Below are 20,930 nucleotides of genomic sequence, written 5' to 3'. Positions count from 1 at the left end.
CTCCATCCCGCCAAGCTGCGCTGTGGCGGGAGTACCCCGGAGGTTCTGATGGAGATCACGCACCTGTTCGTTTTGCTCCGGCGGAGGTAGCAGCCGGGCTGCGGCAACACGGCCAAAACCCCTCCGACTCCGAGATCTCACCAGGAGCTGCCCCCTGCCGGCTCCTCGGCGACGATGGGGATTCGCATCGACCTCAGGCGTTGGGATGGTCGGCCGGTGGATCCCTGGTTGTTGCAGGAGATCAACCGACAGGACTGAAACCCCTTGGCCAGGGGTGCTTGCTCGGAGACCGATCCAGGCCCTAGGGTAAAGGGGCGAGCTCTTTGCGCCTCTATGCCCACGGCCACCCTGTTGGTCTCTTGCCCCGATCAAAAAGGGCTGGTAGCCAAGCTCTCTAACTTTATCTACAGTTACGACGGCAACATTCTTCACGCCGACCACCACACAGATCTCGAGGCAGGGCTGTTCCTGAGCCGCATCGAGTGGGACCTAGAGGGCTTTCGCTTGGAACGCTCGGAGATTGTCCCCGCTTTCTCTGGGATTGCCCGCGGGATCCAGGCCAACTGGGAGCTGCATTTTTCCGACACGCGCCGGCGCATTGCGGTGTGGGTTAGCAAGCAGCCCCACTGTCTGCTGGATCTCATCTGGCGGCAGAGGGCTGGGGAGCTGCTGGCGGAGATTCCTTTGATCATCAGCAACCATCCCGATTTGGAGCCGCTGGCCCGCTCTTTTGGCATTGACTACTACCACATCCCTGTTTCTCCGGAGAACAAGGCCGAGGCAGAGGCCCGCCAGCTCGCCCTGTTGCAGGAATATCGCATTGACCTGGTGGTCTTGGCCAAGTACATGCAGGTGCTGAGCGGGTGGCTGCTCCGCCAGGCGCCGCCGGTGATCAACATTCACCACTCCACCCTGCCTGCCTTTGCCGGCGCCAACCCCTACCAGCGCGCCCACCAGCGGGGCGTCAAGATCATCGGCGCCACCGCCCACTACGCCACCGAGGAGCTGGACGAAGGGCCGATCATCGAGCAGGACGTGGTGCGGGTAAGTCACCGCGACACAGTAGCCGACCTCATTCGCAAGGGCCGCGACATGGAGCGCCTAGTCCTGGCCCGGGCCGTGCGCTATCACCTGGAAAATCGCGTGCTGGTCTACCACAACAAGACTGTGGTGTTCGCTTGAAGGAGCTGCGCCGTTCCCCAGGATTGCAGAGCCGCGCTCCCGAAAGAGAGCTGCTCTGCCAAACTGGAAAACAAAAGTAGAGGTGGGATTATGGCCTTCGATTGGTTTCGCCGTCGCTACACCGACTTCAAGGGCGAAGCAGAATCTTCTCCCCCAAATGCCGAGTCGACGCCTCCCCCAGCGGCAGAGTCGGCAGCGATGTCGCCGGAGGACTATTTGGCTTTTGCCAAGGCCGCCTATGCCAACCTGAAAGCGCGAGCTGCTGCCCAAGCCACTCAAGCAAAGGTTGTCTCCCCAGCCACCCCTGCAGCAGAATCGCCTGCAAGCGAGGGCTCTGCCCCAGCAGTTGCAGCAACTGAGGCAGTCTCTCCCCCATCGCCTCCTGAGCAGTCGGCTGCTGCGGCCTCCTTCTTTGATCTGGCCCCCCGTGCTGCCGAGCGCCTGCAAGCCCTAAAGGCAACCGCTGTGGAGGAACCGGAGCCAATGGCGGCAGCCGTGGCTGCCCCGCCCCCAGAGCCGGCGGCGGAAGAGGTGGTTTTCGACGAGGGCTTTCGCTGGTCAGCCGAGATCCTGGCAGCCCAAGGGCGCAAGCCCGAAGAGATCTCCGTAGAAGAGATCTCCTGGCTGCAAAAGCTGCGGCGAGGCTTGGGCAAAACCCGCCTCAACCTGATCAACCAGTTAAAGGCTCTAATAGGCCGGGGGCCTCTTGATCAAGAGGCGGTCGAAACAATTGAGACGATGCTGCTGCAGGCGGATGTGGGAGTTGAGGCCACTGAGCAGATCATCCAGGCCCTGCAAAAACGCATGCGCGAGGAGGTGGTGCCCCCCGAGGAGGCGGTGAAGTACCTCAAGCAGCAGATGCGCCAGATGCTGACAGTAGGGGATCCCACCTTTGCGCCGCAGCGGGGCAGGCTCAACATTTGGCTGATCGTCGGCGTGAATGGGGTGGGCAAGACCACCACCATCGGCAAAATTGCCCATGTGGCCCGCCAGTCCGGCTACCAGTGTCTAATTGCTGCCGCCGATACCTTCCGCGCTGCTGCCGTCGAGCAGCTCAAGATCTGGGCAGAACGGGCGGGGGTGGATGTCATCGCCAACCCGTCTCCCAATGCCGACCCGGCAGCCGTGGTGTTTGATGCCATCAACGCCGCCAAGGCCAGAGGTACGGAGCTGCTGCTGGTGGATACGGCAGGCCGCCTGCAAAACAAGAAAAACCTGATGGAGGAGCTGGCCAAGATCCGCCGCATCATTGACAAGAAAGCTCCCGAAGCCAAGGTGGAAAGCCTCTTGGTCTTGGATGCCACCCAAGGGCAAAACGGCCTGCGCCAGGCCCAGGTGTTTGCCGAAGTGGCCAAGCTAACCGGCGTCATCCTCACCAAGCTGGACAGCACCGCCAAGGGGGGGATTGCCCTGGCCATTACCCAGCAGATGCACTTGCCCATCCGCTTTATCGGCGCCGGCGAAGGGCTGGAGGACCTGCGGCCTTTTTCCAGCTACGAGTTTGTGGAAGCTCTGCTAAGTGAGTATTGAGGCAGCCCCTTGCTGGGCAGAGCCACCGTGAACGAGATACCCACAGCTCCCAATTGGGTTGGGCGTCGCCCTCGCCGCCTGAAACCGGTGGGGGCGGGAAGGATGCAGAGGCTCTGCAAGAACTGGTGGCCACCTCGGTGTTGTCGAGGCTGTTGAGAGCATCTGCCAAGAGCTGCGATCCACCAGGGCTGAGTTTTGGGAGTTCACCGACGGGGGAGAACTTCTACTATGGTCGAACTGCACCTGCAACCCCATGCTGGTTTCAGGGCTTGACCTGTCTGGCAGATAAGCTGGAGAGCGCCTCTGGATCCCTGGAGCTTCCCCTTCGCGTCAGTGGTGCGTAGCGCTAAAAAAAGGCCAGATCCCTTGTCGCAGAGTTTAGTCTGGTCAGAGCGGCTACTTGGTGTCGTTCCAGAGGGCTTGTTCATGCGTCCTTTCGGCAACCCCAACCGTTTGGGCAGTTCTCCTGGCGGGGGATCCCTGCCCGGATCCAGCTCTTTTGTGCAGTTTCGCCGCGACCCGCACCTGCTGTCCTTTTGGGGCCTGAGCCTGGTGATCATGGGCCTGGCAGTGCCGCTGTTTGTGCTCTCGGGGGCGGATCCCAGTTTGGCCGGCTGCGACGAGAGCTTTTATGCCCAGATGGCCCGCGAGCTGCTGCGGGGGAGCAACTGGCTGGGGCCGACTTTTTTGGGGGAGCCTTTTTTCGAGAAACCCCCTCTGCTCACCTGGAGCGTGGCCCTCAGCTTTGCCCTTTATGGTGTCAACGAGTGGGCGGCGCGGCTGCCCGGGATCCTGGCGGCTTTGCTTTCCATCCCCCTCATCGGCTGGATTGGGCGGGCCTTTTTGCCAAGCCGGGCGGCCCTCTTGGGCATGGCAGTTTTGCCCCTCTGCTACCTCTGGGTGCAGCAGGGGCGGCTGGTGGGGCAGGATGTGCCCTTGACCTGTCTGGAGCTCTTGGGGATCCTGGCCCTGGTCAACGGCAGCCGCGGCCACCGACGCTGGTTCTGGCTGACGGGGGCGGCCTTTGGGCTGGGCCTGTTGATGAAAAGCGCCATGATCCTAGTGCCGGCGGCAGCGGTGATCCCCTACCTGTGGCAGCAGCGGCGGCACTGGCTGGGATCTGCCCAATTTTGGCTGGCAATTGGCCTGGGCTTGGGGATCTTTGGCCTGTGGCTAGTGCCGGCTGTAGGGGTGCACGGCCCAAAGGTGTTAGCTGCTTTGGTGGGGAAGGTGTGGGATCTGGGGCAAGAACCCTTCCATGCCGATGCCACCGGCTGGTATTACTTTTGGCACATCCCGATCCATGGCTTCCCTTGGACAGTTTTGGCCTTGGTGGGAGGCTGGCTGCTGCTGCGGCAAAAGCCGGGATCCACCCTGCTGGTTTGGTCTTTCCCCCTGCTGCTGTTTTTGCTCTTGCAGCTCTATCCCACCAAAACGCCCTACTACACGGTACAGCTCTATCCCTGGCTAGCTCTCCTGGCGGGGGTAGTCCTCGATCAAGCTCTGCCGTTTCCGCTCCGCACCGGCTCGGTGGCAACAGCGGGACGAGGTTCTCGGCGAAACAAACCCCCCCTAGCCCAGGTGCTCTCCTGGGGGCTGGCGGCGGTGGGGACGCTGCTTTTGGGTTTGGGGGTGGCCGTCAGGCGGGACGTCGAGGGACTGGAGCTGCTCCAACCCCATGCCTGGTCGTTGGTGGCAATCGGCCTGTTGTATCTGCTCTTGCCGGCAATCTGGAGCTGGCGGCGGGTGCTGCACTATGCCGGCGAACTCTGGGTAGGCACGCTCCTAGCTGCCAGCATCCTTGCCCTGGTCAGCATTGTCCTGCGGCCTGACTTCGGCAATTTCAATCCTGCCTTTGCCCAGCTGGACTGGAAACAGATGCTGGGCTCTGACAAGGGCGATTTCCCCGTAGTGGACATTGGCCGCAGTGGTCTGCCAGATGTCTGTCAGGCCCAGGCCATCGCCTTTTACACCCCCAACCCAGGGCGATGGGTGGATGACGCCGCCCTGCAAGCAGGAGAACATGGGGATTACCTGTGGGTCTCTCCCGTCCAAGCTCAGCAGCTATCGCTCCAGGATTTGGGGCTGCAGCCTTTGGCCGAGGTAGAGGGTTGGCAACTGGTGCGCCGCTTGGGATCAGCCGGCGGGGAGCTTTCTCCCTCTCCCTAGCAAAAGACCCCAAAGGCCACCGCCAGCTTGCCATCCCCCAAAGGAGCCCAGGTTCCCCAGGCAATCGGCAAGGTACCCTTCACGGCTTTGCAGGCTTCTGGGCTGCCATCTAACCGGAACCCCTCAGCTAGAAGCCGCAGCAGCCCCGCACTGTACCCCCCTCAATCCCCCTGCCCCCCGTATACGGGGGGTTGGGAGGGAAGGGGGGGCGGTCGGAGCCGGGTAGTTTACGCAGCTCGGAAAAGCCAGTTGCCGGAGTGGGATCCTGTCGATGGAGGCAGCTCCTTCTCAAGAGCAAACGCCAAGGCTAGAGTCGCTTTGCCATGGGCAAGGTCGGATTCGAACCGACACGGTTTCCCGCCGCATTTTGAGTGCGGTGCGTCTACCAGTTCCGCCACTCGCCCAGGCTTGAACCATTATCCTACTGAACCGGCGAAACCTCGTCAACCACCCCTACGCGCCGCGGGCTTGCTCGAGTTGCTGGGCTTTTTGCCGCAGCTTGCGGGTTTGCTCCATCACCTCCTCCAGATCTTCCTGGGAGAGGCGCTCTACGTAGTTGATCTTGATCTCTTCCAGCAAGTCTTGCAGCAGGGAGCGGATCTCATCCAGAGCATGTTGCTGGGTAAGTTCACCTGCCAAGACTTCGCCAAATCGCCGCAACAGTTGGGCCACCAGCTTGGAGCCGACGGGATCCTCGAAGCTGTTGGTCAAGGCTTTGTAGGTGGTGGTGGTCAGCTCGCCGGCCAGGCGCTCCGTCAGTTGGCTGGGCAGGGATCCGAGGCCGGGCAGCCGTTCCAGGGTTTGCAGGGCGGGGAGTTGTTTGAGCAGGCCATCCAGGTTGTAGCGGAGCCATTGCTCCACCTCCGGCTGAACCTGGGGCAAGACGCGGTAGAGGACGGTGCGAAAAACCAGGTTGGCAATGGCTTCCAGCTCGTTGATCTCGTTGAGGTCGATGTAGCTGCGGGAGGGATCGGCTGCCGGCAGCAGGGGCAGGGATCCCCGCTGGATGGATGCCTGGATTTGGTTGATCACCCGCACGACGATGACCTCGGTCAGGTCTTCGGCGAAGTTGGTGACAAAGCCCTGGCTTACCTGGGCCCGGACCCGCTCCAGATCCAGCAACTGCGCCTGTCCCAGCCGGATGGTGACGGGGATCACCCGCAGCCAGCGCCAAAAGGGCAACAGCAGCAGCACATCGTACCAGCGCCAGAGCATGGCATCCAGCCAATTGACGCCGGTGTAGCGGCGGCTGATGGCCACCGTGCGCAGGACAAATTCCAGCCCAAACAGCAACACAAAGGGAAAATCCAGCAGCGGAAAAAAGTCCACGGGGCTGCCGCTCTCGCCGATGGGGCGGGAGTAGTTGGTCTCGAAGAGGGGGCGCAGCCGGGCCTGGAAAAATTCGATCCCGTCTTTGGGATCGACGCTGGCCAAGTATTCGGCAGTCCAGAAGCGGGCGAAGGCGGCCCTGGCCGAGTCGGCTCCGGGGATGTGCTCCCGCATCAAGTTGAGGATGCGCACAAACTGGCCGGTTTTGTTGGCGGCCTGAAAGGGGTTGGTCTCGATCATCTCGTCGCTCAGTTGCCGCAAGCGGGCCAGGAGCGGCGCTGCCGCTTCCGACTCCACCCCAAAGCGCAGGGTGACCTGGCGCAGCTCATCCACCAGGGCCAAGTAGCGCTGGGTTTCCGGGTTGGGCTCAATGCCTTTCACCGGGTCATACAGGTCGGTTACCGGGGAGCGGCTGGTTTCTTCGGAGAGAATCGGCAGCGGAATGGGAGGACCAAAGGCGCCAAAAATTTGCACCCGACCCTGGAGCCAAAAATCTCGCCCAGGCACATAGCTCATGTCGAAGAGCACCCAGCACAGGTTGCCCAGGGCCAGCAGAGCCATTCCTCTTTCGTAGAGGAGCAGCCAGCGACTTCGTCCCTTGCGAACAGAACGTTTGATAATGCGTCGGGCCGCGTTCATGATCTCGGGCAACGGGTCGGGTGAAGCCAGCCCTAGCCTACCACCCCTGGCTTGAGCTTCTCTGGGCCGCGGCAAGCTGTTGCACAACCTGGCCGAACTGCTGCCAGATGGCCTCTGCCTGTGGCCCCACCTGGCGCAGGATCCAGCCCTGACAGACGGGATCCGGAGACTTGACCAGCCAGTGTGGGGATTCTGTCCCGCTGACGTGAACGGTCGGCCAAGTGGGTTCCGGCCAGTCCCCCAGCAAATACAGGGATCCCCAGCAGAGATGGGATCCCAGCACCGACGCGGTGGAGACATGCTGGTGGGGAAAGCGGAGATCGATGTGTTCTTGCAGCCAGAGCTTTTTCTGGCGGCTAGCAGATGGGCTCCCGGCAGCGACCCAAACCCGCAAGCTGCTGGAAAGGCGCCGAAACTGCCAGCATTCCCCCATGGCCAGCCGCCCAGCCGTCCAGATCTCGGCATAGGCCAGGCGGGCACTGGGATCCAGCTCGATCTGCACCTGTTGGCGGAAGTCTGCTCCTGCGCCGGGAATGGTCGGGTGAGGGATCCAGATCAGTTGGCTGGTGGGGGCCAGCTTGACCTTGGCCTGTTGCCGGATCAGGCCGGGGTGGAGGCGGGTTGCCCCCTGGGTGCGAATTGCCAGCCCTGCGCCTGCCCCCAGCTCGATCGCGATGCGGTGGCGATCCCCGCCCAGCAGGCCGCCGTTGGGGTTGCGCAGGTAATAGAGGGGCGGCTCACCGGGGGATCCCAGCCATTGCAGGGGGGCCTGAGAATACTCCCAAATGCGGGCATGTTCGCCTTGGCGGCTGATCTTCAAGAGGGCCTTGCCGAAGGTCACAGGCGGCTTACAGAGGGGGAGTTAGCCTGGATGGGGCAAAAGAGCACCTCCCGCTTCAGCCAGCTCAGGATCTGATCCAGTCCCTCGCCCGTGCGCAGGTTGGTAAAGACAAAGGGCCTGTCTCCCCGCATGCGGCGGGCATCCCGTTCCATCACCCCCAAGTCCGCCCCCACATAGGGCGCCAGGTCGATCCTGTTGATCACCAGCAGGTCGGAGCGGGTGATCCCCGGCCCCCCTTGCGCGGGATCTTGTCCCCTTCGGCCACATCAATAACATAGATGCAGGCATCCACCAGCTCTGGGCTGAAGGTGGCCGCCAAGTTATCCCCTCCCGATTCCACCAAGATGGGATTCAGGGGACAGAAGCGGCGCTCCAGCTCCTGAATGGCATCGAGGTTGAGGGAGGCGTCTTCCCGAATGGCCGTGTGGGGACAGCCGCCGGTCTCCACGCCGATGATCCGCTCCGCCGCCAGCGCCTTGGCCCGCACCAAAAACTCGGCATCTTCGCGGGTATATTAGTCTCCACGGCCAAAGACAAGGGATCCCGCAGTGCCAGACAGAGCTTTTCCACCAGGGCGGTCTTCCCGGATCCCATCGGGCCGCCAATGCCAACCCGCACCGGCTGAGCAGTCTGCGCCATTTTGCCCGACCTCTGATACCTGATACTCTTCTTGGGCATTCTAGAACTAGACGCTTGCAAGGGATCCGGGTATGGTTCGACTTTTGGTGGCAACTGCCGTAGTGCTGGTGGGCTTTCTGGTGGTGAACCGGCTCTACCGCAACCCGCTCAGTTCAGAGCCAAGTCCAGAGCAGGCCAGCCCAGAAGCCGCCCAGCAAGGGATCCCCCAGGGAGGGCCGCTGCAGATCTACCAATCGCGGGAACAGCTCCAGCAAACCCTCAACCAAGGGGCTACAGCTACCCAACAGCAGGTAGAAGCCCTCGAGCAGTCCTTGGGCAATTAGTTGTGGCGGGCAGGAGGAGATATCCCCCAAACGCGCTAAAGTCGAGAATGCTGCAATTTTTTATAGATCATCCATGCGGATCCCTCCTGTTCCTCCGGAAAAAGCCGACAAGCAACTGCAGAAGGTTTACGAAAGCCTAGAAAAAACCTATGGCACCGCCCTCAACCCGCTACAGGTAATGGCCCACAAGCCGCAGCTGATGCGGGCGGTGATGAACCTGTACGGAGCGCTGCACACCGACAACCCCAACCTGCCCGAGGAGCTAAAAGAGCTGGTCAGCATCCGCATTGCCCAGATCAACGGCTGCCGCCACTACTGCCTGCCCTACCACACCCTGCAGGCGCAAAAACACGGCGCCTCCCCGGCCAAAATTGCCGCGGTGGCCCAGGCCCGCACCAGCGCCCTCTACACCGAAGCCGAGAAGCTGGCCATCGAGTACGCCGAGCGCATGACCGTGCCCAGCATGGTGGTGACCGACAGCTTCTTTGCCCGCCTCAAAACCATTTGGTCAGACGAAGATCTGGTGGAGCTCTCGGCCTGGATTGGCTTTATGAACTTCTGGACCAAGGTCATCGCCGCTTTGGATGTGCCTCTGGATCCCATCTTTGCCGAGCAGCTCCAGGCTTCCTAGTTTCCCAGGTGCTGATGAAGGATGGAGGAACTCCCCTCTTTTGCCAAAAAAGGGGGCAGAAGGATAGACACCCTTCCATAAAGGCTGCTGCCTAGGCCCAGTCATCCCGTGTACTGAAGCTGCGGCCGTAGACCTGGCCGCGGGCGTGGATCTGGCGGGTGCGGGCAAACAGCTCCTCTTCGCTCAGGCCCCACTGTTCCAAGATCTGATCCAAATCCCGCTGCAGATCCCAGGCGCCGGGAAAGCCGTGGTAGCGGATGCGCAGACGGGCCACTTCGGCCAGCACCCAATCCGAGGGGGGGCTCTCCTGCACTTGGGCCATCAGCTCGTTGAGAAGAGCCCGATCGGTGTCGTATTGCGGATGCTGCTGCTCCCGTCGAGAGGAGCTGTTTGTAGGGGAACCAGCCATTGCTCTCCCTCCTTTTTTTCACGTTAGCTGAGTCATCAAGAGCTCCTCAATAGCAAGAATTGGGATCCCTGATGGCCCGAGAGCTCGAGGAACCGCGGGAAAGCCGCTATACTGCAAATGTTGCAGACCATAAACATTCTTCAGTTGCGGAGGCGGCGGCCATGCCCATGCCCATGATCGAGACCCGTACTGACCGGATGCTGCTCAACTTTGGGCCGCACCATCCTTCTATGCACGGGGTCTTGCGCCTGCTGGTCACCCTCGATGGCGAAAACATCGTCGACTGCGAGCCGGTGATTGGCTATCTGCACCGCGGCATGGAAAAAATTGCCGAAAACCGCACCGTGGTGCAGTACCTGCCCTACGTCTCCCGCTGGGACTACGGTGCCGGCATGTTCAACGAGGCCATCACCGTCAACGCCGTCGAGAAACTGGCTGGGATCCCGGTGCCCCGGCGGGCCAGCTACCTGCGGGTGATCATGTTGGAGCTGACCCGCATCACCAACCACCTGCTCTGGTTTGGCCCCTTCTTGGCCGACCTGGGCGCCCAAACCCCCTTCCTCTACGCCATGCGGGAGCGGGAGTGGATCTTGGATTTGTTTGAAGCCGTCACCGGCATGCGCCTCATCAACAACAACTACTTCCGCGTCGGGGGCGTGGCGGTGGATCTGCCCTACGGCTGGACGGAAAAATGCCTCGATTTTTGCGAGTACTTCCTGCCCAAGGTAGATGAGTACGAGCGGCTGGTTACCGACAACCCCATCTTCCGCCGGCGGCTGGAAGGGATAGGGGTCATCTCCAAGCAAGATGCCATCAACTGGGGCCTGTCTGGGCCCATGCTGCGGGCCTGCGGCGTCAACTGGGATCTGCGCAAGGTGGATCACTACGAGTGCTACGACGACTTCGACTGGGAGGTGGCGGTTTACCCAGAGGGGGATTGCCTGGCCCGCTATCGAGTGCGCATGAAGGAGATGCGCGAGTCCTGCAAAATTGTGCAGCAGGCGGTGAAGGCCCTGCCCGGTGGCCCCTTTGAAAATCTGGAAGCCAAGCGCATGCTGGAGGGGCCAAAGTCGGAGTGGAACAAGGGCGACTACCAGTTCATCAGCAAAAAGCCCTCGGCCAACTTCAAGATCCCCAAAGGAGAGGCCTACGTACGGGTGGAGAGCGCCAAAGGGGAGCTGGGCATTTACATCGTCGGCGACGACAACGTCTGTCCGTGGCGCTGGAAGATCCGTCCACCCGGCTTTGTCAACCTGCAGGTGTTGCCTCAGCTCATTCGCGGCATGAAGGTGGCCGACATGATCGCCATCTTGGGCAGCATCGACATCATTATGGGGGAGGTGGATCGCTAAGATACTCGTAGGAAAGGGAGGACAAGGGCGATGGCCTGGGCGATCTTGCTTCTGCCGCTCCTGATTGTCGTAACTATTGCCGCGATTATCGGTCCCAAGCAATGGGCCAAGTACCAAGAAGAAAGGCGCCGCCGCGCCGAAGAGTTATCCGACGCCCGCCTGCAGGCCATCATTCAGCAGGAGCTGCGCCGCCGCCACCGTCCCCCTCAGTCGGATCCCAACGGCAAAGCCTAGTTAGATCCACAGACTCCAGTGCCTTTTTTGACTCACCGTCTCTAGGGAGCCACTCAACCCCATGACAACCGCCGGCATTGACCTACAGCTTGGTTTTGAAACAGCCCTGCAAAACTTGGGCCTGAGCCCAGGCGCTGCCCACGCTTTGTGGGTACCTTTGCCCATGTTGCTCATGGTCATCGCCGCCACCTTAGGAGTGATGGTCATGACCTGGCTAGAGCGGAAGATCTCGGCGGCGGCCCAGCAGCGGATTGGCCCCAACATGGCCGGGCCACAGGGGGTACTGATCCCGATTGCCGATGGCATCAAGCTCTTGACGAAGGAAGATGTGCTGCCCAGCTTGGCCGACCCAGTTTTGTTCACGCTGGGGCCGATCCTGGTTTTCCTGCCGGTCTTTTTGTGTTATCTGGTGGTTCCCTTCGGCCAGAACCTATTGATCTCCAACATCGCCATCGGGGTGTTTTTCTTGATCGCCACCTCCAGCGTGCAGCCCATCGGCCTGTTGATGTCGGGCTACGGCTCCAACAACAAGTATTCTCTGCTGGGGGGGCTGCGGGCGGCGGCCCAGTCAATTAGCTACGAACTGCCCTTGGCCTTGTCGGTGCTGGCGGTGGTGCTGATGAGCAACGGCCTGGACACCGTGGGGATCGTGGAGCAGCAGAGTGGGCTGGGGATCCTCAGTTGGAACGTGTGGCGGCAGCCGATTGGCTTTGTCATTTTCCTGATCTCGGCGCTGGCGGAAACCGAACGGATCCCCTTTGATTTGCCGGAAGCCGAAGAGGAGCTGGTGGCCGGCTACCAGACGGAGTACTCCGGCATGAAATTTGCCCTGTTTTACCTGGGATCCTACGCCAACTTGCTGCTGGCCTCTCTCATTGCGGCGGTGTTGTACTTGGGCGGCTGGTCGTTTGTGGTGCCGGTGGAAACAATTGCCGCCTGGCTCGGGATCCCGTTGGACAACCCCTTTTTGCAGATCGGCGCGGCGGTGTTGGGCATTCTCATGACGATGGTCAAGGCTTTTATCTTTGTGTTTTTGGCCATCCTCTTGCGCTGGACCCTGCCGCGGGTGCGCATTGACCAGCTGTTGGATTTGGGGTGGAAATTTCTGCTGCCCGTCTCGTTTGTCAATTTGCTGTTGACGGCAGCTTTGAAGCTGGCCTTCCCAACTTTTTTCGGGGGTTAATGAAAGTAGAAGCAGCAAGGGAGAGGAAATAGGTCATGACTTTTCTAAAGCGCGTTGGCGAATACGTAAGCGATGCCTTCAAGGCTGCTAAGTACATTGGCCAGGGGATGGGGGTCGTCTTCGACCACATGAACCGCCGGCCCGTGACTGTTCAGTACCCCTTTGAGAAGCTGATCCCTTCCGAGCGCTTTCGGGGACGTATCCATTTTGAGTTTGATAAGTGTATTGCCTGTGAAATCTGTGTTCGGGTTTGCCCCATCGACCTGCCCGTGGTGGACTGGGTCTACAACACCGAGCTGAAGAAAAAAGAGCTCTACAGCTACAGCATCGATTTTGGGGTATGCATTTTCTGCGCCAACTGCGTAGAGTTTTGCCCCACCAACTGCCTCTCGGTTACCGAAGATTATGAGCTAGCCACCTACGACCGCCACGAGCTGAACTACCATCAGGTGGCGCTAGGTCGCCTGCCTTCCAAAGTAACAGAGGATCCAATGGTGACACCTCTGCGGGAGTTTGCCTATCTGCCCAAGGGGGTTATTGACCCGCACGACCTGCCCCCTGGATCCCAGCGAGCTGGGAAGCGACCGGAGGAGATTCTGGCGGAAATGAGAGCGGCCAAAGCTGCTAAGGAAGCCGAAGCGAAAGCAGCCAAGGCTGCTGCGGAATAGCGTGACATACTCCCGCACTCATGCTGACGCAAAGCGCTCCGCGCCGCTGTCCGCCACCCCTAGCCCCTTTCCCAGGGGATGTGACTGTTTGAACTTGTGGGACTGCTTTCCAGCATCGCCCGCTGCCGCAAGGTGATGGCCAGAAAAAGCGTCGAGGCCGCGAAGTTGGAGCTGTCCTTAGTGGGAAGGAGATGCCTGGGGCGCAGAAATAAGGTCTTCTGAACCCTGCGATCTGCAATCAAAGATCTGAGTATGAGTATATAGGTGTGGTGTCCTAGTCTGAACCAAAATGGCCATACGTGGGCAGGGCAGATGGCTGCCAGCCTTGGCTAACTTCAGGGGAAGGAAAACATAAACTCACGCACACTGTCAGTGGATGAGACCGAGCCTTCAAAAGTCCGCCTGACGATTCCGCTCTTGCGAACCGTTACGGTAAAGGGAATGGGATCAGTTGATGAGGTGCAGCGCTGGGACAATTCCACCAAGATGTAGTATATCCCTGAGGGCGGGGTGGAAGTCGAAAAGACATTCTCCACAGGATTTTGGGTTACGTCAGAACAGCGGGCATTGGCGTTCCTACCCCTATCAAACACGGTCTGCCCCCTGGGACCCGTCACATACAGGTCAAGGTCATCGATGGTGTTCCAACTCAAGGTAACTTGAATGGCTGGAGGTGTCGGTCCAGGAGTGGGGGTGGGAGAGCGTGTCGGTTTAGGAGTGGGGGTGGGAGAGGGTGTCGGTGTAGGAGTTGGCGTGGGCGCAGGTTCCCCAGTGACCCTCTGAGCAAAGTTTCCTTGGAAAGTATTGCCAGCCAGGTAGGCTGCGACTACCGCATCTGGGGTGCCGGGGGCCGCCTGAATTGCCACTCCCACGCCCTCGCCCCGAGCTAGGAACGTATTCCCGGAAATGGTGCGGGCCTGGGTTCCCTGCAAAATACGAATGCCGACACTGCCGGCTATCCTGCCCACGCCGATCTGGTTGGATTGAATGGATGGAATTGAGCCTGCCCCATCCAGCTGAATCCCGGTAGTGCCACTCGTACTTGCTTGCCGCGCCTGCAGTACCAAGCCAGCTCCAGCTGTGGGTGGATCCCCTTCGATTTGGTTGTTGCGGAAGATCCCGCCAGAGTTGTCGCTATAGCGAACGGCCAAAGCCCCCAAAGCCTGCAGGAGAATTGTGTTGTTTTCAAGGATGGGATTGCTGCCCGGCACAGTGCCTATGCCCACACCACCCGTTTTACTGACAATCGGCGAGACACGGCTGACCCGGCCATTCCCAGAGATCTGCACACAGGGATCCAAAAATTGCCGGCAAAAAATCTGGGCCAATTGGTTTAAAGCTCCCTCCAAAACGGCAGCGTTGCCGTTGACCAAGATGTTGGAGCGGGGGTCGTTGAGGGTAACCTTGCTCGGCTGAAAGGTGCCACCGTTGACCTGCACCCTTCCGCCTTCCAACACCACCTCCACCCCTTGCAGGCTGGTTTGGCTGGCTACGATCACGTCGAACAACCCGGCCAGGATCTCATAAGCTGTGGAGCTGGTAATCCGAATCCGCCCGCCATTGGTGCCGTCGCCCCCATCCAAGGCCAGATCCTTCTCTAGCCTCTCCTTGCCCGCCCCCAAAATCTGGATCAGCACCTCTAGCCCCTCTGTGGCATTTTGCAGCCGCTGCGCCTGTGCCACAGCATCGGCCAGCTTGGTAAAGGGGCCCTTGGCTGGATCCACTTGCAGGATGACGGGCCCACCACCTGGCGATGGTGGGGGAGGAGAGTTGCCCGTGCCTCCTCCTCCACAGCCGAAAGCGATCCCTGCCAACAGAGTCAGCAAGAGGGAACCGGTTCGCCAGCTAGATCGGGATACTTGGCCGTCTGTGGAAAGGGGGCCTTTCATCGGTGGAAAATCCTTGGCAAGTCCCTATCGGTCAAGCCTATCAGAACTGCGGATACCTAGAGCCCGGATGAACCCCTGGGATCCAATTCTCTCAAGCAGAGCCTCCCAAAAGGGATCCCTGCCCTATTGAACTTGGCAGAGGATCCGCAATCAGTACAGTTAAAATTTCTTCGAGAAATTTGGAGTTCTAGGGGGGCTGCCCCAAGTAACTCGACAGGGGGTTGCTGAAGGAAGGGTTGCCGGCCAACCACGACCTGCAACAATGGCAAGCAGACCAGGGTAGACGCTGAGCCGCTATATCCTGAGAACGGGTCCAGATAGGGTTACAGGTCAGCCATGTCCTCTTTCGTTCGCTCGGTTGCGCCGCAGCAGCTAGCTGCCCGCCTGAGGGATCCCGAGGCTGGCCCTCTGCAACTCATCGATGTGCGGGAACCGGCCGAGTTGGAGTTGGCCAATCTCAGTGCCCTCGGGTTTCGCAACTACCCCTTGAGCCAGTACCAAGAGTGGCGCGAGCAAATCTTGAGGGAGCTCGATCCCCATTGTCCAACCTTTGTCCTCTGCCACCACGGCATCCGCTCTGCCCAAGTGAGCCAGTGGCTGCTGGCCAACGGCTTCAGCCAGGTCTACAACATCAGCGGCGGCATCCACGCCTGGGCTCTTGAGGTGGATCCCAGCCTGCCCACTTATTGAGCTTCTACAGCGTCAGGGATCCCACCTTTTGTTCTAACAACTGGGCCAGATCTTGCAAGAAGGCCGCCGCGTGGGCGCCGTAAATAACGCGGTGGTCGCAGGTGAGGTTGACCTGCATCTGGGAGCGGATGGCGATGGCTTTTTCTGGTGTGGCCACCACGGTGGGGCGAGCAGCGCCGACGGCCAAAATAGCTCCTTGGTTGGGAGGCAGGATGGCGTCGAAGCGATCCACCCCAAACATGCCCAGGTTGGAGAGGGTAAAGGTGCCGCTGTTGTACTCCTCCGGCTGCAGTTGCTTGCGCCGCGCCCGCTCCACCAGATCCTTCCAGCGGCGGGAGATCTCGTAGAGATCGGTCCGGTTGGCCTGCTTGAGCACAGGGGTGATCAGGCCGCCGTCTTCCATGGCCACCGCCACGGCAATGTTGATCTCGGCTTTGTAGTGGATCCCGTTTTCCGTGTAGCTGGCGTTGAGGAGGGGATGCTTTTCTAGGGTCAGGGCCACCGCTTTCACCAAAAGGGCCGTCAGGGTTACCCCTTTGGGCTTCACCTGTTGGTAAAGCTGATCCAGGCTGTCGGTGGTGATGGTGTAGCCGACGTGGAACACCGGCACGCCCAAGCTGGCGTTCATGTTGCGCACCACCGCCGCCTGCAACGTGCTCAAGGGAACCACTTCTCCCAACGGGGCAGCCGCAGAGACAGGGGGGGGAGCTGCCGCTTGCGTAGAGGCGGCCTGAGCTGCAGCCCGCTCCACATCTTCGGCCACGATGCGCCCACCAGGGCCGGAGCCGCGCACCGTGCGCAGGTCGATCCCCAGGCTTTCTGCCAATTTTTTCGCCCGTGGGGAAGCCAGGATCCGCTGGGATCCGGCCCCGTTGGAGCCAGTTGGAAGGGTGGGGGTGGGGATCGCCGCAGGGACAGGGGTTGGCTGTTGAACTGTGGGGGTGGGGACTGCAGTAGGTGCAGTTGCCGGTAGAGCACCCTTAGAGAGGGCCTTGGCTCGCTCTTGGGCCTCGGCCACCTCCGCTTCGGTTTCGGCAATGAGGGCGATGGGGGCGCCCACCGGCGCCGATTCCCCTGCTGGGATGAGGATGCTGGCCAGAATGCCGCTGTGGAAGGACTCCACGTCCATGTCCGCCTTGTCCGACTCCACCACCAGGATGTTTTCCCCTTTCTCCACCCGGTCGCCGGGGTTTTTCAGCCAGGCGACGATCTTGCCCGTTTCCATGGTGGAGCTGAGGGCCGGCATGGAGAGTTCGTGGATCATGGCGGGGATGGCAACACAGCAGAGAAGATTGTAACCCAGCAGACGGGATCCCGGCGCCGCCCCCTGGGCCTATCGGCCAGCTTCTGCCTCGGCCACCACCAACAGGGTTTTCAGCAGGGAATCGGGGTTGAGGCTGATGGAGTCGATCTCCTGCTGCACCAGGAAGCGGGCAAAGTCGGGGTAGTCGCTGGGGGCTTGTCCACAGATGCCGATCTTGCGCCCGTGGCTTTTCACCGTCTGGATTACCTGGGCGATCAGCCGCTTAACGGCCTCGTGGCGCTCGTCAAAAAGATGGGCCACCAGGGCCGAGTCGCGGTCCAACCCCAGGGTGAGCTGGGTGAGGTCGTTGGAGCCGATGGAGAAGCCGTCGAAGATCTGGCAGAACTCGTCGGCCAGGATGACGTTGCTGGGCAGCTCGCACATGACGTACACCTGCAGGCCGTTTTCCCCCCGCACCAGGCCGTGGCGGGCCATCTCCTCCAGCACCCTGTGTCCCTCTTCGGGGGTGCGGCAGAAGGGGATCATCAAGATGACGTTGGCCAGGCCCATCTCGTCCCGCACCCGTTTCATGGCCCGGCACTCCAGCGCAAAGCCGTCGCGGTAGCGGGGATCGGTGTAGCGGGAGGCCCCCCGCCAGCCAATCATCGGGTTTTCCTCGTGGGGCTCGTAGCGGGCTCCGCCCAGCAGGTGGGCGTATTCGTTGCTCTTGAAGTCCGACAGCCGCACGATCACCGGCTTGGGGTAGAAGGCGGCGGCGATGGTGGCCACCCCCTGGGCCAGCTTGTCCACAAAGTACTCCGGCTTGTCAGGGTACTGGGCGGTGAGCTCTGCCAGGCGCGGCTCCTCCTTGACCGCCTCCTCGTAGTGAACCAACGCTAGAGGGTGCACCTGGATGTGGTTGGCAATGATGAACTCCAGCCGCGCCAGACCTACGCCATCGCAAGGGATCTCGCTGAGGCCAAAGGCTTTTTCCGGGTTGCCCACGTTCATCATCAGTTGGGTGCGGGGACGGGGCAGCTCCTCCAGCGGGATCTCTGTAACTTCATAGGGCAAAAGACCTGGGTAGACGCGCCCTTCCTCCCCTTCGGCGCAGGAGATGGTGATGGGATCGCCGGAGCGGAGCACTTGCGTGGCGTTGCCGCAGCCAACAATGGCCGGGATCCCCAGCTCGCGGGCGATGATGGCCGCATGGCAGGTTCTGCCCCCCTGGTTGGTGACGATGGCGCTGGCCTTTTTCATGATCGGCTCCCAGTCGGGATCCGTTTTTTCGGTCACCAGCACCTCGCCGGCTTGGAACTGATCCGAGCGGCGCACATCCAAAATGACGCGGGCCGTGCCCTGGCCAATGGCCTCTCCCACCGCCCGTCCCCGCACCAGGGGTTCTGGGCGGGCCTGCGGCTGGGTAAAGCGATAGGTCTTGAGGCGGTTGGCGGCCTTTTGGGATTGCACCGTCTCAGGGCGGGCCTGGACGATGAACAGCTCGCCGCTGATCCCATCTTTGGCCCACTCGATGTCCATGGGAGTGAAGCGGCCCCGCAGCGCCGAGTAGTGCTCTTCGATGAGGCAGGCCCAGCGAGCCAGCTCCAGGATCTCGTCGTCCTTGAGGGCATATTGCCGGCGCAGGCTCTCGGGGACGGGTACGTTTTTGGTGGAACGGGATCCCTCCTCGTCGTAGACCAGCTTCAGGGCCTTGCTGCCCAGCTTGCGCGAGAGGATGGGCCGCAGCCCCTGCTTCAGGGTAGGCTTAAAGACCACGTATTCGTCGGGGTTGACGATCCCTTGCACCACGTTTTCCCCCAGCCCGTAGGCGGCGGTGATCAGCACCGCGTCTTTAAAGCCCGTTTCTGGGTCGATGGAGAACATCACCCCCGAGCAGGCCAAGTCCGAGCGCACCATCTTCTGCACCCCCACCGAGAGGGCCACCTGGAAGTGGTCGAAGCCCTTGATCTGGCGGTAGGAGATGGCCCGGTCGGTAAACAGGCTGGCAAAGCAGCGGTGGCAGGCCTGCAGCACCGCCTTGATCCCGTGCACGTTGAGGTAGGTCTCCTGCTGGCCGGCAAAGCTGGCATCCGGCAGGTCTTCGGCGGTGGCGCTGGAGCGCACCGCCACATCGGTATCGGGGCCGTAGCGCTCGCACAGCTCCTGGTAGGCCTTGGCAATGGCCTGCTCCAGCTCTGGGGGGAAAGGCGTCTGCAAAATCAAGGTGCGGGCGGCCTTGCCCCGCTCGCGCAGGTTCCGCACATCCTCGATATCGAGGTCTTTGAAGATCTCCCGCAGCTTCTCCTCGAGGCCGGCAGCGGCGATGAACTGGCGATAGGCATGGGCCGTGGTGGCAAACCCCAGGGGCACGCGGATCCCTTTGGGGGCTAGCTGCTGCAGCATTTCTCCCAAGGAGGCGTTTTTCCCGCCCACCTGGGCCACGTCCCGCAGCCCCACTTCGGTGAGGGGCACAACCAAGGGCGGCTCTGAGCCAAGCTGGCGTTGAGAGGGCTGTTGAAGTTGGGATCCCAGCGTTGCTCCATCCGACATGCTCCGTCTCCTTATGCCCATCAGACTCAAATGTGAACCACGGCTGCAATACTTACGTGCAGCCAAAAACCATCCCCCAGCCAGAATCTGGCCTGGCTTTGAGGGTCTATACCCTCACTGTACTGAGGGTTTTCCGCTGGTTAAAATCCCGGCGCAACCCCCTAGAAAAGGCTGAGAAGGGGTTGACACAAAGCCATCTCGCCAGGATCCATCTGAGAAGGTTGCCACAAATCTTCGACCTTTTTTATCTAATGCAAAAGTAACCGCTCTGCCACAATGTTTTCAAAGCAGCAGTTTGCGGAAACAGGGCAAATGGAAGACCCCAGAGATCCAGTGGCAGAAATTCGCCGGGTGACAGTGACGGAGAAACAGCAGGGCTTGCGGCTGGATCGCGGGTTGGCAGAACAACTGCCGGAGCTGTCGCGCTCGCGCCTGCAGCAGCTTATCCGCCAGGGCCAAGTTTGGCTGAACGGCCAGCCCTGCCTGGATAAGGATCGCCCCCTGCAGGCCGGGGATCAAATCGAGGTGCGGATCCCGCCGGCCACCCCCACCCCCTTGCAGCCGGAGCGGATCCCCTTAGATATCCTCTATGAAGATGAGGATCTGCTTGTCATCAACAAGCCGCGCGGCCTGGTGGTGCACCCGGCTCCTGGACATGCCAGCGGCACCCTAGTGCATGCGCTGCTGGCCCACTGTCCTCGCCTTTCTGGGATCAACGGCGAGCAGCGTCCGGGGATCGTCCATCGCCTCGACAAGGACACCACCGGCGCCCTGGTGATCGCCAAACACGATCAGGCCCACCAGCACCTGCAGGCTCAGATTCAAGCCAAGACCGCTCGGCGCATCTACCTAGGGGTGGTGTTTGGCCGGCCAGCCCAAAGCCAAGGTACCATCTCTGCCCCCATTGGCCGCCACCCGGTGGATCGCCAGAAGATGGCGGTTGTGCCCCCCGGCCAAGGGCGAGCGGCGGTAACCCACTGGCAGGTGCTGGAGCGCCTGGGCAACTACACCCTGATGCAGTTTGAGCTGGAGACCGGGCGCACCCATCAAATTCGGGTGCACGCCGCCCACCTGCGCCTGCCCATTGTCGGGGATCCCCTCTACACCCAGAGCAAAACCAGCCCCGTCAAACTCAGCGGCCAAGCTCTGCATGCCTGGAAGCTCTCCTTTGTCCACCCGCGCACCGGCCAGCCGCTGCAGGTTACCGCCCCTCTGCCGGAAGAGTTCGAGCGGCTGCTACGGCAGTTGCGCAGCCAGGCCGGCTAGGCAGCCTCAGAGGTCGCTCTCCGCTCTGTCTAGCCTGTCCAATTGGGGTTCATGCTGATCCCCGTCCCCAAGAAGTTTCAGCCTTCAGCAAATCTTTAGAGAAGTCGGAAGTACAGCCTTTTAATTTAAAATAGGGTACAGGTATTCAAGAGGAAGGAGAGAA

17 protein-coding genes, 1 tRNA gene and 1 pseudogene are annotated in these 20,930 nt (G+C 61.0%); 11 read left to right on the top strand and 8 right to left on the bottom strand.

Going from position 1 to position 20,930, the window contains the following annotated elements:
* Nucleotides 1-333: 333 nt before the first annotated feature.
* The 3 genes from purU to GG26_RS12140 all read left to right on the top strand — a co-directional run bounded on the left by purU (nt 334) and on the right by GG26_RS12140 (nt 4,881).
* Nucleotides 334-1,182 (top strand): formyltetrahydrofolate deformylase, encoded by an 849-nt coding sequence (gene purU / locus GG26_RS12150; protein ID WP_099884195.1) that lies wholly within the window; start codon nt 334-336, stop codon nt 1,180-1,182.
* Nucleotides 1,183-1,272: 90 nt separating this feature from the next.
* On the top strand, nt 1,273-2,712 hold the full coding sequence (gene ftsY, locus GG26_RS12145; protein WP_414390866.1) for a signal recognition particle-docking protein FtsY: 1,440 nt from the start codon (nt 1,273-1,275) through the stop codon (nt 2,710-2,712).
* Between the two features lie 426 nt (nt 2,713-3,138).
* Complete coding sequence (locus GG26_RS12140; RefSeq protein ID WP_414390863.1) at nt 3,139-4,881, top strand: ArnT family glycosyltransferase; 1,743 nt, start codon at nt 3,139-3,141, stop codon at nt 4,879-4,881.
* A gap of 324 nt (nt 4,882-5,205) precedes the next feature.
* On the opposite strand, the gene GG26_RS12135 is transcribed toward GG26_RS12140, so the two are convergent.
* From GG26_RS12135 to ureG, 4 genes and pseudogenes are all read right to left on the bottom strand, one after another.
* Nucleotides 5,206-5,285 (bottom strand) — tRNA-Leu (locus GG26_RS12135).
* Between the two features lie 49 nt (nt 5,286-5,334).
* Nucleotides 5,335-6,849, bottom strand: a complete 1,515-nt coding sequence (locus GG26_RS12130; RefSeq protein ID WP_414390860.1) for a hypothetical protein — start codon at nt 6,847-6,849, stop codon at nt 5,335-5,337.
* Nucleotides 6,850-6,886: 37 nt separating this feature from the next.
* Nucleotides 6,887-7,690 carry an urease accessory protein UreD gene (locus GG26_RS12125; protein WP_099812369.1) on the bottom strand — a complete coding sequence of 268 codons (804 nt, stop codon included), beginning with the start codon at nt 7,688-7,690 and terminating at the stop codon, nt 6,887-6,889.
* Nucleotides 7,687-8,329, bottom strand: a pseudogene (gene ureG, locus GG26_RS12120) (urease accessory protein UreG). Before ureG ends, GG26_RS12125 begins: the two are co-directional and overlap by 4 nt.
* A gap of 71 nt (nt 8,330-8,400) precedes the next feature.
* Here ureG and GG26_RS12115 point away from each other — a divergent pair.
* Together GG26_RS12115 and GG26_RS12110 are read left to right on the top strand one after the other, a co-directional pair.
* Nucleotides 8,401-8,652 (top strand): hypothetical protein, encoded by a 252-nt coding sequence (locus tag GG26_RS12115; RefSeq protein ID WP_011429644.1) that lies wholly within the window; start codon nt 8,401-8,403, stop codon nt 8,650-8,652.
* A gap of 73 nt (nt 8,653-8,725) precedes the next feature.
* Nucleotides 8,726-9,283 (top strand): carboxymuconolactone decarboxylase family protein, encoded by a 558-nt coding sequence (locus GG26_RS12110; protein ID WP_011429643.1) that lies wholly within the window; start codon nt 8,726-8,728, stop codon nt 9,281-9,283.
* Between the two features lie 91 nt (nt 9,284-9,374).
* On the opposite strand, the gene GG26_RS12105 is transcribed toward GG26_RS12110, so the two are convergent.
* Nucleotides 9,375-9,692, bottom strand: coding sequence for a DUF3288 family protein (locus tag GG26_RS12105; protein ID WP_011429642.1), 318 nt, complete (start codon nt 9,690-9,692; stop codon nt 9,375-9,377).
* A gap of 167 nt (nt 9,693-9,859) precedes the next feature.
* On the opposite strand from GG26_RS12105, the gene GG26_RS12100 reads away from it, so the two are divergent.
* From GG26_RS12100 to ndhI, 4 genes are all read left to right on the top strand, one after another.
* On the top strand, nt 9,860-11,044 hold the full coding sequence (locus GG26_RS12100) for an NAD(P)H-quinone oxidoreductase subunit H (RefSeq protein WP_011429641.1): 1,185 nt from the start codon (nt 9,860-9,862) through the stop codon (nt 11,042-11,044).
* 30 nt (nt 11,045-11,074) lie between these two features.
* Nucleotides 11,075-11,278 (top strand): hypothetical protein, encoded by a 204-nt coding sequence (locus tag GG26_RS12095; RefSeq protein ID WP_011429640.1) that lies wholly within the window; start codon nt 11,075-11,077, stop codon nt 11,276-11,278.
* 61 nt (nt 11,279-11,339) lie between these two features.
* Entirely contained in the window at nt 11,340-12,461 is a 1,122-nt protein-coding gene (nuoH, locus tag GG26_RS12090) for an NADH-quinone oxidoreductase subunit NuoH (RefSeq protein ID WP_011429639.1), read from the top strand.
* Nucleotides 12,462-12,496: 35 nt separating this feature from the next.
* The gene (gene ndhI, locus GG26_RS12085; protein ID WP_414390854.1) at nt 12,497-13,129 is read left to right on the top strand and encodes an NAD(P)H-quinone oxidoreductase subunit I; all 633 of its coding nucleotides are present in this window, start codon (nt 12,497-12,499) and stop codon (nt 13,127-13,129) included.
* Between the two features lie 335 nt (nt 13,130-13,464).
* Here ndhI and GG26_RS12080 read toward each other — a convergent pair whose 3' ends face one another.
* Complete coding sequence (locus GG26_RS12080) at nt 13,465-15,018, bottom strand: right-handed parallel beta-helix repeat-containing protein (RefSeq protein WP_414390851.1); 1,554 nt, start codon at nt 15,016-15,018, stop codon at nt 13,465-13,467.
* A gap of 336 nt (nt 15,019-15,354) precedes the next feature.
* On the opposite strand from GG26_RS12080, the gene GG26_RS12075 reads away from it, so the two are divergent.
* On the top strand, nt 15,355-15,708 hold the full coding sequence (locus tag GG26_RS12075) for a rhodanese-like domain-containing protein (protein WP_099812372.1): 354 nt from the start codon (nt 15,355-15,357) through the stop codon (nt 15,706-15,708).
* Between the two features lie 4 nt (nt 15,709-15,712).
* Here GG26_RS12075 and GG26_RS12070 read toward each other — a convergent pair whose 3' ends face one another.
* Together GG26_RS12070 and ppsA are read right to left on the bottom strand one after the other, a co-directional pair.
* Complete coding sequence (locus tag GG26_RS12070) at nt 15,713-16,972, bottom strand: dihydrolipoamide acetyltransferase family protein (protein WP_099812373.1); 1,260 nt, start codon at nt 16,970-16,972, stop codon at nt 15,713-15,715.
* A gap of 69 nt (nt 16,973-17,041) precedes the next feature.
* On the bottom strand, nt 17,042-19,501 hold the full coding sequence (ppsA, locus tag GG26_RS12065) for a phosphoenolpyruvate synthase (protein WP_414390846.1): 2,460 nt from the start codon (nt 19,499-19,501) through the stop codon (nt 17,042-17,044).
* A gap of 312 nt (nt 19,502-19,813) precedes the next feature.
* Here ppsA and GG26_RS12060 point away from each other — a divergent pair, with 312 nt between their 5' ends.
* Nucleotides 19,814-20,767 carry an RluA family pseudouridine synthase gene (locus GG26_RS12060; protein ID WP_049749717.1) on the top strand — a complete coding sequence of 318 codons (954 nt, stop codon included), beginning with the start codon at nt 19,814-19,816 and terminating at the stop codon, nt 20,765-20,767.
* The last annotated feature ends 163 nt before the right edge of the window (nt 20,768-20,930 follow it).

This window comes from Synechococcus sp. 'PEA 65AY6A-5F PE A', assembly GCF_047462575.1.
GTDB lineage: Bacteria > Cyanobacteriota > Cyanobacteriia > Thermostichales > Thermostichaceae > Thermostichus.
Note: the sequence above shows the minus strand (reverse complement) of the source record. Positions and strands in the feature narration are given on the sequence as shown.